The 12,960-nt window shown below is 35.5% G+C and carries 9 protein-coding genes; 5 read left to right on the plus strand and 4 right to left on the minus strand.

The window, feature by feature from the left end; translation table 11 throughout:
* Positions 1-18 precede the first annotated feature (18 nt).
* From IPI31_01585 to IPI31_01595, 3 genes are all read left to right on the plus strand, one after another.
* The gene (locus IPI31_01585; GenBank protein ID MBK7566494.1) at positions 19-501 is read left to right on the plus strand and encodes a YdeI/OmpD-associated family protein; all 483 of its coding nucleotides are present in this window, start codon (positions 19-21) and stop codon (positions 499-501) included.
* 236 nt (positions 502-737) lie between these two features.
* Positions 738-1,703, plus strand: a complete 966-nt coding sequence (gene gldN / locus IPI31_01590; GenBank protein MBK7566495.1) for a gliding motility protein GldN — start codon at positions 738-740, stop codon at positions 1,701-1,703.
* A 223-nt stretch (positions 1,704-1,926) separates the two neighbouring features.
* Complete coding sequence (locus tag IPI31_01595; GenBank protein ID MBK7566496.1) at positions 1,927-2,295, plus strand: DMT family protein; 369 nt, start codon at positions 1,927-1,929, stop codon at positions 2,293-2,295.
* A 2-nt stretch (positions 2,296-2,297) separates the two neighbouring features.
* Here IPI31_01595 and IPI31_01600 read toward each other — a convergent pair whose 3' ends face one another.
* The gene (locus IPI31_01600; protein MBK7566497.1) at positions 2,298-4,916 is read right to left on the minus strand and encodes a T9SS type A sorting domain-containing protein; all 2,619 of its coding nucleotides are present in this window, start codon (positions 4,914-4,916) and stop codon (positions 2,298-2,300) included.
* A 292-nt stretch (positions 4,917-5,208) separates the two neighbouring features.
* Between IPI31_01600 and IPI31_01605 the strand changes: the two genes are divergently transcribed.
* Positions 5,209-5,880 carry a hypothetical protein gene (locus IPI31_01605; GenBank protein MBK7566498.1) on the plus strand — a complete coding sequence of 224 codons (672 nt, stop codon included), beginning with the start codon at positions 5,209-5,211 and terminating at the stop codon, positions 5,878-5,880.
* A gap of 6 nt (positions 5,881-5,886) precedes the next feature.
* On the opposite strand, the gene IPI31_01610 is transcribed toward IPI31_01605, so the two are convergent.
* The 3 genes from IPI31_01610 to IPI31_01620 form a co-directional block, all read right to left on the minus strand.
* Positions 5,887-7,509 carry an alkaline phosphatase family protein gene (locus IPI31_01610; GenBank protein ID MBK7566499.1) on the minus strand — a complete coding sequence of 541 codons (1,623 nt, stop codon included), beginning with the start codon at positions 7,507-7,509 and terminating at the stop codon, positions 5,887-5,889.
* Between the two features lie 213 nt (positions 7,510-7,722).
* Complete coding sequence (locus tag IPI31_01615) at positions 7,723-10,377, minus strand: TonB-dependent receptor (GenBank protein ID MBK7566500.1); 2,655 nt, start codon at positions 10,375-10,377, stop codon at positions 7,723-7,725.
* 140 nt (positions 10,378-10,517) lie between these two features.
* On the minus strand, positions 10,518-11,327 hold the full coding sequence (locus IPI31_01620) for a M48 family metalloprotease (GenBank protein MBK7566501.1): 810 nt from the start codon (positions 11,325-11,327) through the stop codon (positions 10,518-10,520).
* A 299-nt stretch (positions 11,328-11,626) separates the two neighbouring features.
* Here IPI31_01620 and IPI31_01625 point away from each other — a divergent pair, with 299 nt between their 5' ends.
* Complete coding sequence (locus IPI31_01625; protein MBK7566502.1) at positions 11,627-12,598, plus strand: polyprenyl synthetase family protein; 972 nt, start codon at positions 11,627-11,629, stop codon at positions 12,596-12,598.
* The last annotated feature ends 362 nt before the right edge of the window (positions 12,599-12,960 follow it).

Genomic DNA, 12,960 nt, shown 5'->3' on the forward strand with positions numbered 1-12,960 from the left:
CACCAAATGTTAAAATAAATGTTTGTATTTAAAGCTAGTATAGAAATAATTGGAGTTAACCCCTATGTTTTATTACCTGAGAAAGTATTAAATGCAATATTTGAACAAGCTCAAAAATCCAAAGGACCAATTCCAATTAAAGGGAAAATAAATGGGTTTGATTTTATTCAACATCTTGTAAAGTATAGTGGTGAATGGCGGCTATATTTAAATACCCCGATGCGAAGTGCAACAAATACAAAAGTTGGAGATAGAGTAACTCTTGAAATTGAATTTGACCCGATAGAAAGAAAAATCGAGATGCATCCCAAATTATCAATGGCCCTGAAGATGGATAAAACCGCAAAAAAAATATTTGACCAATTAGCACCATCCCTTCAAAAAGAGATCGTGCGATATATCCATAATCTAAAAACAGAGGAGAGCAGGGATCGCAATGTTGAGAAAGCAATTCAGTTCTTACAAGGAAAACAGCGATGGATAGGAAGAGATAAACCCTGAGTCTTTAATATAATGGGGCACTTTTAACCACCGGAATAACTATCGGAATTTTTAGCTTAGGTTTGGACTGTAACGCCCTATCACATTGATTTTTACACGTTTCCCAACCACCGGAATTCCAATGAAATATAAATTTAGAATTTCAAAAAAAATATACCAGTTCGTATAAAAATTTCCAAAAAAAGTCAGCAAAAAATATTCCGGTTAAATTTCTCGTTATTACAAAAACACCCATTATGAAAAATCCTTTACCCACCATTTCCATTTTAATTGCACTACTCGTCCTTCCTTTCTCCGCAAAAAGTCAAACGCGGCAATTTAATTCAGATAACGTAAATTGCACCTACGAAACATATAAAGGCAGAATTCATGGGAAATATATTTCCTACTATCCGAATGGTATTAAAAAAGCAGAAGGAAAATTTGAAAATAATTACAGAAGCGGCAAGTGGAAGCTATGGGATTCCTCAGGCAATTTAATGGTGGTGCGTGAATATTTCAGTCCTTTGGAATATAGTTCCTTTACACCCAATGCTGAAGAAAATGCCACTCCCCTTCACAATTCAAAATCTGTTTATACTATTTTATATAACAGTGAAAATTTTATCATCAATTATACATTACATAAAGAAATGATAATATGGGAAAAAAGAATATGGAGATGGATACCCATCGAAGATAATAATATGTTATTTGAAAACAATGCGCTTTTTAATACGATCCATAATAATGTAATGCAGGGAAATATTATTGCATATAGCAGTTCAGATGATCTATTTACCCGAAAACTGAATACTTCGGAAATTGATACTGCAAATGTCAATATAATTGGTTTTAAAATAAAGGAAGATCATACCTTTGACAAACCAAGATTATTATCAGAAACGAGAATAATTGGTATTTGTCCGGTAGCTTTAAATAAAATCACCAAAGACACTATCGATCTTTATTGGATACAATTTCCTGAGACAAGAAAATATCTGTCACGCATTAATGTTGTTAAAAAAGAAGGTCATCCTGTAATTTTTTCGTTGGATGAAGTATTTTTTTACCGCATTTTTAATAGTGTTATTTACAAAGAAGATAATATCTACAACAGAAAAATTTCCGATTATAAAACCGGAACAGATATTCAAAAAGAAGCCGAAAAAATTGAAATTAATTTAATTGAAATGGAACATGATCTTTGGCTGGCCCTGTAGTGATCGACGAAGGAGATCTACTACAGGGTTCTGGGTTCTGACATGTAGTAGATCTCCTTCGTCGATCACTACATGTTTCCGTTCTGGGTTGCAATAGTTTACAAGGTTTACAAAGGTTGAATTCGGAGGATTATGTTCTAATGTTACAAACTGTTTACTGCCCACTGTTGACTGTTGACTTTTTACCGCGACCCTTCATTATTTTTGCATAAACAACAATCAAATGAAAGCCTTAACAACAATAGTCCTCCTCGTTATCTCCAATACCTTTATGACCTTTGCGTGGTATGGGCATTTGAAGTTTAAAGAAATGAGCTGGTTTAATAATCTGGGATTGGTGGGAATAATTTTTATCAGCTGGGGAATTGCATTATTTGAATATTCGTTTCAGGTACCGGCTAACAGAATTGGATATTCAGAAAACGGCGGACCATTTACACTTTGGCAATTAAAGGTAATTCAGGAGGTTATTACGCTGGTTGTTTTCACCCTTTTTACCATTGTGTTTTTCAAGAGCGAGGTATTCCGCTTAAACCATTTTATCGGTTTCTGTTTTCTGATACTTGCAGTATATTTTGTATTTAAGAAATAAGTTTAATCAATAACTACAATTCTTTCTACATACCTCTTTTTATTTGCTCCATTATCGGTGATATTAATAAAATAAACCCCTTTGGCAATACCATTTAAATTCAGATCATAGGATACGTCTTTATTAAATGCAGTTGCTTTTTGGAGAATAACGGAGCCGTTGATATCTAATAATTCCACTTTAGCATCGGGAATAAAACTATTTATTTTAATATGCACTATATCACTTGCCGGATTAGGGTAAACTGAAATAATGTTTTTCTGCGCCAATTCTTCTATTCCAACCGGTTGTTCATACAATTTAAATTCCCATGCACCGCGGCCATAGGTACCAAAACGGATCGCTTTAATTTCTTCAATATAATCTACACTCCAATAAGTTTGTAAGGGAGCATCCAAACCCGAAAGGTCGTACCATTTATCTTCTGCTAAAACATATACATAGGGAGCAATTTCTGTTGCCGCAAATAACAAACTATCATTTTCTGAAATAGCAAGATCATATACCAAAGTGGAAGGTAATTCATTATTTAATGCAACAAATGTTTCACCATTATCTTCTGTTTTGTATACCGCAGGGTTGTCGTATCCGCTACCTCCAATGTATACAACACCTAATTGGGTTTTTGATGGTTCAATTGCAGCGCCATAAAAATATTGCGGTCCCGGACCCGTAAATCCCGAAGAAAGTGACCAGGTTGCCCCTGCATCGGTAGAAGTATAAAATGTGCCGCCGCTTGTCAATAAATACCAATAATTTTTATCGATAGGCGAATAATTAATAGCAGAAATGGAACCACCTCCTGCCACAGAAAAATTCTTGGTTTGTTTAACTGCATTTATGGTTCCGAACGATCTTTCCAGGCGCCATAAATATGCTCCGCCGGCATCAGAACCACCAGCCCACCATGCAACCTCATCGTCCCAAGGATCCTGCATTACGGGTGCCATCCAGAGATGTCCGTAACCTTGAAAATCCCAAAAAAACATATTATCACCTGTAGATGCATCATCTATATACATTGCAAATCCGGGATAAACGCACCATAAATTTCCTCCACCACTTCGTGAAACAATATGGCCATAATCGCCACTAATTAATTGGTCAAAATAATAATCACCATCAACATCATAAACACTGCGTTGCCAACCCTGATCCTGTGCACCGGCATATATAATATCCGTTAGATCTCTGTAAGTATAAACATCATAATATTGTGCATTGCGCATTCCTTCATAGGTAATATTCAGCCAGGTTAATCCGCTGTTTTCCGATTTATATAATCCGCCATCGGTACTTACCATAATTAATTCTTCTCCGGATAATGTATCCATAAATGACCGGATAAATGGAATATCAGCATGCAAATTTTCCAATTCGTTTCCATTATAATATTCGTACCAATAATTATTACGCACCCATGTACTTCCACCGGTAAAACTTCTGTAACTATCCACCCCGCCGTAATATAAATATCCCTCCATTTTTTGAGAACAATAAAAGCTGTTCTTACTAAAATTCCCTTCTTCTACAACACCCGAACTTGTTAATGCCCAGGTTACACCATTATCATCTGATGTATAAAAATCTGTTTGGCCTGAAGCATAATTAGCATGTGCTGCGTAAAAATGATTTTCAGTAATTCCTTCAAATCCGCACAACATAATATCGCCATCATCAGTAATTGGAATAGTACCTGTAAGAATCGGAATTCCATCTGTACCCAAAGTATAAAAATTATTATTTTCAATTAAATAACAAGTTCCGTCTCCATTTTGAGAAGCATACAATACAAAATTATTCATACTCCCATAAGTGGGTACATCATATGAAATTATTTTTTCAAATGAAGTACCGAGATCTGTTGAACGATAAATAGTTATCAGATCCCACCAATTTACGTAATCCCATTCCAACGCTAAAATATAAATCGTGTGGTCCGCATCATTCAGCATTTCTGCATCTCCAATAAATCCCCATGAGACTACGTTTTCTAAACCAGTTGTTTCTGTCCATGATATACCTTCATCCTCTGTATAAAAAACACCTTGAACTCCCCATTGAGAAGTGGAGACAATCAATCTGTCATCCACCTTTTTCAACATATTGGTTGCGGCAATTTTGAAATTATCATTAATTACACTCCAATTGGATCCATCCAGATCACCTTTCCATAAACTACCGCCATCGGTAAAAGCGTATACAATATCATTTTCAAAGTCCACCTCTGTTGCCCAAATTCTTCCTGAGGTATTAAAACTTCCCAATTCATTCCATTTACCAACTACATTTCCATTTGCAAGTGTATCCCAGCTATCATCGGTAATTTTCATATTGTAATAACCGGCGCGTTCCTTCATTTTGTTATAACGCAGATCGGCATCCATTTTTTTCCAGTTTGTTTCAGGAGCAGAACGGTGCATTAAATTAAAAAACGCCTCTCTTTCACTTTGCATTTTTTCATCCTCCTCCATCATTTTGGTAAATTCTTTGGGCTCCGGTTTTGGCTGCGACTTATGATAATTAGAATCGTCTTTTTGTCTGTTAAACACGATCACCATTACAATAAATGTCAATAAAACAGAAACACCAACAATTATAAGTCCGATCTTTTTTTGCATAGAAAGAGTTTGAGGATACAAATTTCGGGAAAAAAAATTAAAGTTGGCAGGGGCTCCAAATGAGTAATGAGTTATGAGGAATGAGTAATGAGCTATGAGTAATGAGTTATGAGTAATGAGTTTACAAATCGTAAGATGATTGTTTGGTTTCTTTCCCGTACTTCAATATCGACTATAAAGTATAATGTTGTAATCGATTTTCAGGCTAGAATTTCAATCTCATTACTCATAACTCATTACTCATCTACAACGCTCAATTGGTAATTAATTCGTATTTTTCGCTTTTACAATTATGAGATATATCCTTTACATTTTTATTCTAGGTGTTTTTTGCCATTGTAAACCGGAAAAAAATAATGAAACCGGTATTATTGAATATCTGAAATGGGACAATGATACTAATTACAATTACCGGGAATTTCAATCTTATACGGATAGTACATTAACAAAAATATTTATTTCCCAACAATGGAAACAAGTTGACGATAGTACCTGGCAATTTGAATATGCATGGAAAAATGTTGATTCGCTTCCTATTAACAGAAGTATAGAAAGATATACTAAAAATAAGGTGGAATTAGTGGCGCAATATATTTATGAAATGGATTCTGCAAAAAACGCCCATGAGGTTTCATTTAATGTTGAAAACAATAACCCTTGTTTTATCAATTCACAAGGTTGCTCCTTTGATGCAAAAGCAAAATTTGTGATTGACAGCAGCTTTACCATGACAGTGCATACTGATATTAAATATGATTTCAGGATGATAGAAACATTTCCGGAATCAGAACGCGATTGTTTGGTGGTAACTTCTTCCGATAGGATCTCTTTTGATTTTACAGACAGTAGAAGGGATACTGTAATAAACAGCATTGGCACCCGCATTTACTCCAAAGGTGTAGGACTTGTTTATTTTTCGGATAATGATGGTGAAAACAACTACGAATTTAAACTAAAAAAATAGTTTATGTTATTTAATTATTTCCGTGATCACTGAGCCAACACAACCATTTGGTTCTGAAATTCTCAATAAGGCTGAAATGGTTGGTGCAATATCTGTAATTCCGATTTCGCGATGTGTTTCTCCGGCTTTAATTTTCCATCCATAAAATATTAGTGGAACATGCGTATCATACGAAAAATGTGAGCCATGCGTTGTACCCAAAGGCCTGTAGGCTTCGAACCAATAAGGATCATATAATATTTGTATATCGCCGCAACGTTTAGGATATATTCCATTAATTACCAATTCTTTTACATCTGCATTTAATGTTGAACTGCTAAGATCTTCTATTAATAAAAAATAAGATACCCCATCAATTTTTAGCATTTCATCGTACATCAAATTAAAAATATATCTTTTCCCTAAACCTTTTGCATTCAACAATGAATCGTTTAAATAAATTTGTTGATTGGTATATGCTTTTATCCAGGGTCCTTCGCCCAATTTATTTTTAATAATGGTATTCATTTTTAAAACCATTTCTGCTTCTGTAGTAGTGCCTGCAGGAATTTTAAGCGACTGCATATATAGAGGAGTTGGGGATACACCGTGATCGGCAGTGAGAAATACCATATAATTTCCTTTACCTACCGCAGTTTCCAAATAAGTTAAAAAAGATGCAATATCTCTGTCGAGACGCAAATAGGTATCTTCCACTTCCATGGAATGCGGTCCATAGGCATGTCCTACATAATCGGTGGAAGAATAACTCACACATAAAAAATCGGTGATATTATCTTTTCCCATATTTTCATTTTTAATTGCCGCCTGCGCCATGGATGTAGTCATAGTATTTCCGAATGGTGTTGCTTTAATACTTTCGCTATTGCCATTAAATAACATGTAATGCGGAAATTCATTTGATTCTTCACCAATGTAAACAGTTTCCCAAGGAACACTATCGGCAGTAGATGATTTATATGAAGTGGCAGGAAGAAATAAATTCCAATATTTATTCATGTAATTCTGCGCTTGCTTTTCTGCATTGATTTTTTGCACCCATTCAGGTAAAGTATCCATATAATAAGAACTTGTTACCCAGGCATTCACTCTTCCATCGTACCAATAAGCGGCATCAGCAGTATGGCCGGCAGGAAGAATTGCACCGCGATCTTTTAAAGCAATTCCAATTACCTTCGATTGTTGTTGATTGCTCAATTGCAACATATCTGTAACTGTAGTTGTGAGCATATTTTTCGGCGACATTTGTCCTCCGGTAGTATCTGCTCCAACAATGTAAACATCCTTATCATCTGCAACGTAGGTAAAAGTGTTTGTATTCTCATTGTACCAATCATTGGATACTATTCCATTTATTGCCGGAACTGATCCGGTATAAACACTTGCATGTCCGGGACCGGTATAAGTTGGAATGTAATTAAAATTGGTATTCTCGCAACTAAAACCATCGCGCAACAACTTTTTGAAACCATTATCACTGTAAACATCCGAATAACGATATAAAAATTCATAACTCATCTGATCCACTACTATTCCTACAATCAACTTAGGTTGTGGCGGCAATGAAGTTGTTTGTCCTGAAACCAGGATGGTTGAAAAAACAATTAACAACAAAATAATACATCTCATACAAAGGGTATTTGGGTGAAAGTTAAGGGTAAAATTTTAATTTGGGTGAAAACTGATGGCAATATTTTAAGATTTTCAGTATTGGATTATATAAATTTTGACTAAAATTAAACCAATTATAATCCAACACCTTCAATAAAAAAGACCCGAAATGAAAGCTTTCAGGTCTTAAGAAATTAACATCAGTTAAATAAATATTAAATCTAAATATATTTAAAAATTCAAACGCAATCCGCCATTAATTTGTCTGAATCCTGCGGGGAAAATACCTCCGGTTGCTCTGTTTAATCTGGAAGCTTTGTAAATTTCATTGGTGATATTTTTTCCGGCTACAAATAAAGTAACGGAATTTAAACTATTTTTTATGGGCAGATTATATTCCACGTTCGCATCTAAAACTCCATATGCAGGAAGTTTACCAATTCCACCATCGGCGGTTTCATTTTCAAAGTTTAAATATTCGGTATACTGTTCACTTACAAAATTGTAATTAACTCCGAAACCAAATTTTTTGATCCTGTAATTCAGCGCCAAGTTTAATAATAGATTTGGAACATAAGGAACTTCATAATTTTCAACCTGTCCGTCACCGAACTCCACTTTCACTTTTGTTATTGTGGAAAAATCATCAATGGTGAAGGTTTCGCTTGTATTAATATCAGCTCCATTATATACAGTATAGGCATCTCTGTTAGTGTTAATTTTTTCAATTAATTCCGTTTTGGTAGCTTCGGTATGAAATACTGTTCCTGCAAAAAGATCACCATCCACCATAGTGCCACTTGTAATTTCTGAATTCATATAAGTTACGGAAATACCAATATTAAAACTTTGATTATCTGTTTTAAAAGATTTGGAAGGATCTATATTAATTGCGAGCTCAACACCATTCATAGTTACTGTTCCCAAGGTTTGAAAAGCCTGTGAACGCGCCGGAGAATAATAATTGTTCACAAGGGTGTTAAATACAGATAATTGTCCATTAAAAAATTGATTTTTTTGGTAGAACCGAATGCCTAACTCCTGATTAAAACTCACCTCAGGTTCAAGATTAGCGATGTCGACAGCAGGAACAACTTCTCCATTGGTTACTTCATTAAAAGAAATTGCCGTGGTGGGTGATGAAAAACCTTTATAGGCACCACCATAAACTTCTAAAGTTGATTTTTGTATTTTAATATCCCGGTAAATAAGATTTATTCCCGGAGTAAATTCGTCAAAATTATTTTGTACTTTATTAAAATCCGTTGCATTATTGCCGGTATTTGCTGCATTTGCAAGTTCATCAATTTTATTCAGATAAATCAATTCGTATCGTATAATAGGAACCACCGAAAATTTTCCGAATTCGAAACTATTTCTGGTATAAAAAGAAAAGGCATTTAATTCAAAAACATCATCACGGGTTAATCTTCCGCTGCGCGCCCACCTGCTTGAATCACCGGAAATAACTACATCATTATAATATTCCTTATGCCATTTTACAGCAGCTTCAAATACATTTTTCCCCCATTGCTGAACATATTTTTCCTGTAATCCATACACGCGATATTGCCATCTGCTATCTGTATTACTTTCAATTCCGTTCACAACTTTACCAACGCGTACGTAATCGTCAGGACCAACTGTTAATCCATCGAGAAAACTGTATCTATCTTCAAATATTTCTGCCCCAACATATTCTTCCACATCGGAAGCTGCAACCACAGTAGAATTTTGTTTCCACCAATCGCGGTAAAAATCACTGAAATATAATTTCGTTTGCAATTTTTTATGAGTATCTAAATTGTAATTATATACAGCATCAATTCCATATCTACGCGATGTAAATTCATCAGCATCAAATGGATTTATTGTGGGATCTAAATCGAAGGTAAAAGGAGTATTTCCGTTCCAGGTGGTATTTAAAAATTCATTCTGATAATTTAATTTAACATACAAGGTGGATTTATCACCCAATTCGCTGAATATTTTTCCGGAGAGATTAAATAAACGAATAGCGCTGTTATCCATATATCCGCCAAAATTTTTATACAAGGTTTGGATTTCAGCGCCTGTTTTATTCCAGGTGCCACCATAAGATCCAACCGCAGTAAAATATTCGCGCTGACCACCGGTTAATTTTAATGAAAAATCGGGATTTTGTGGAGGACGTTTGGTAATGTAATTTACAACACCATAAATAGTATTTGATCCGTAAGCCAGTACATCAGCACCTTTAATTACCTGTATACCTTCCAATCTATCGGCAGGAACATTATAATAAGTTCCCGGAGCAAGATAAGGCGCTGGTGAAACCGGAGAACCGTCTTCCATTAATAATATTTTATTTGATCGGCGTGGGTCACTTCCTCTGATACTTATATTGGGGCGATTACTTTGTTCCATATCAGAAGAAATATTTACACCCGGAAGAGTTCTTAATAATTCTTCACTTCCCAGTGGTTGTATCTTTTTAATGGTTTTTACAGAAATAACATTATTTGTTCCGCTATATCTTGTATCGTAAACTTTCTGTTGTTCGGTGATAGTAACCTCTGCAATTTGTATTGATTTTTCCGTTAACACAACATCTCCTAAATTCTTTGAAGGTGATTGAGCGGTCAAGGAAACGGAGGGGATGTCCAATTTTTCAAAACCAATACATGTTACCACTAAATTATAGGTTCCCAGAGGTAGATCTTCGATCTGGAATTCACCATTTTCATCTGTAAAGACACCATTTTCGTTGCTAAATTTTACTGTTGCGAAGGCAATACCAGCATTACCCGATGCAGAAATCAATTTCCCTTCAATTTTACCAACCTGAGCAAAAATTTGAGATATGCTAGAGGAAATTATTATGAGTATCACGATGATTTTCTTCATACAATATTTATATGAAGCAAATTTACCCCTCAAGGCATCTTTTCAGTATGCTATTAACAAAAAATTTAAAGGGTGCTTTAAATCCGATTAAGAGCATTTTACACAAAGAAATAAGTGCAAAAAACCACCTTTTCCGCTAATTAAGGCAAGGCATCAATAAGATCCGCGTATCTGTCCTCAAAAATACCATCACCTCCGCAAGCCAATTCAGCAGCTGTTGCATAGATATTTTCAATTCTGTCATCGGGGTTAGGGTGAGTACTTAAAAACTCCGGGATTTCAAATCCGCCTTCGTCCTCAATCTTTTCAAAAAAACCTGCAGAACCAGATGCCATATATTCTGTAGGACATAAATAGATCACCGAATATTCATCCGCCTGAGTTTCATCTCCCCTGCTAAAGGCGAGCTGGGTAAGACTTGCAGCAATATCGGAAAGTGTATTCTGATCATCACCCAATAAAATTTCCAATAAAAAAGAAATTCCGTATGCCTGGGTTAGCTGATCAGTGGAATGACGCAGATCGGCATGAGCCATTTCGTGTCCAAGCACTCCCGCAAGTTGGGCTTCATTTTCCAAATATCGTATCAATCCCGTATATACATAAATGTAACCGCCAGGTGTACAGAAGGCATTCACAATATTATCATCATTAATAATTTTCACTTCCCAGACAAAATCATTTGTGTGGAATAATTGCCCTGCATCGAGTATTCTATCGCGTATATCATAAACCAAATCATATGCTTCAGCATAAGTAACAGGGTTGAGAATAGGATATGTAGTTGGATCAGCCGCAATTTCTGCTGCGAGCTGTGCACCGAGTTCCTTATCATCTTCGATGCTGAAAATATTAATTCCACCACCTTCTGAGCAAGAATAGGTAAACAGGAAAGTAGGAATAATAATAGTGGCAATCAGGGTTTTGCTTCTCAATTTGGATAAATGCATATAGGTCGCTTTTAATATTAATAGGTAATTGTATAAAAATTGTGCCGTTTTGAAAAGGACACGGGACTTGGGACGCGGGACATAGGACTGGACAAAGGACAAGGTAAGGTTGACGTAGGACTCCGTAGGATTTAGATTGTAAATTTTATTTTCTATTTTAAAATCGAAGAAATTGGAACACTAAACCCAAAACACCGAACTCAGAACACCGAACTCAGAACTCAGAACCCAGAACTCAGAACTCAGAACACAGAACACAAAACCCTTCATTTAACCATTATATCCTAACTTGCGCCCTCATGCCCAAATTATCAGAAATACAGGCACCAATTGCCGACGAATTGAAGGTTTTTGAAGAAAAATTCAAACTTTCGATGAAGAGCAATGTGGCATTGTTGGATAGGGTGATGTATTATATTGTAAAACGCAAGGGCAAACAAATGAGGCCCATGTTCGTGCTGCTGAGCGCTAAGTTATGCGGTGAAATTAGCGAAACCTCCTATACTGCAGCTTCCATGATAGAATTATTGCATACTGCAACATTGGTGCATGATGATGTTGTGGATGATGCTTATGAACGACGTGGATTTTTTTCGATAAATGCTTTGTGGAAGAATAAAATAGCAGTTTTAATTGGTGATTATTTATTGGCTAAGGGATTATTATTATCGTTGGATAATAATGCACATCGATTATTAAAAATAACCAGCAATGCAGTGAAAGAAATGAGTGAAGGAGAATTATTGCAAATTGAAAAAGCTCGTAGATTAGATATAAAAGAGGATATTTATTTTGATATTATTCGCAAAAAAACCGCTTCGTTAATTGCAAGTGCATGTAGCGCCGGAGCGGCTTCCTCCACACAAGATGAAAATATAATTGAATTAATGCGCTCTTTCGGGGAAAAAATAGGTATTGCATTTCAAATAAAAGATGATCTGTTGGATTATGGAGATGATGATATCGGAAAACCAACCGGAATAGATATTAAAGAAAGAAAATTAACCCTACCAGTAATTTATACTTTATTAAATGCTTCACGCAGCGATAGGCGCAATCTTATTTACATCATCAAAAATGAAAATAAGAACAAAGAAAAAGTAAATTACGTTATCGATTTTGTAAAAGGTTCGGGAGGAATAGAATACGCTGAAAAGAAAATGTTTGAATATCAAAAAGAAGCATTTGATCTGCTCAATACTTTTCCTGAAAGCGAAAGTAAAAATTCGTTGAAACAACTTGTGTTGTTTACTACGGAACGGAAGAAGTGACTTGGGACACGGGACACGGGACACGGGACTGGACATAGGACAATGGAAAAGGACATAGGACTGGCGCTTCGCGCGTATCGGGTATAAGGTATCAAGTATCAGGAAAACGGTGGAATTTGCATTAATTCGAAGCGAGTGAGGCTCTCGCTCTTAGCGAGGGTCTCACTAAAGGAGCTACCCAAAAATTCCGCAAGAAATTTAAACTCTCTTTTTTGAAATAGGAAGTAGGAAATATGACCTAGGAAAACAAACGGTGGTATTTAGTAAAATTTCGCAAGAAATTTAAACTCCTTTTTTTGAAATAGGAAGTAGGAAATAAGACCTAGGAAAACAAACGGTGAGATTTTGTAAAATTTCGCAAG

Source organism: Bacteroidota bacterium, assembly GCA_016706865.1.
In the GTDB taxonomy this organism is placed as follows: domain Bacteria; phylum Bacteroidota; class Bacteroidia; order Chitinophagales; family BACL12; genus UBA7236.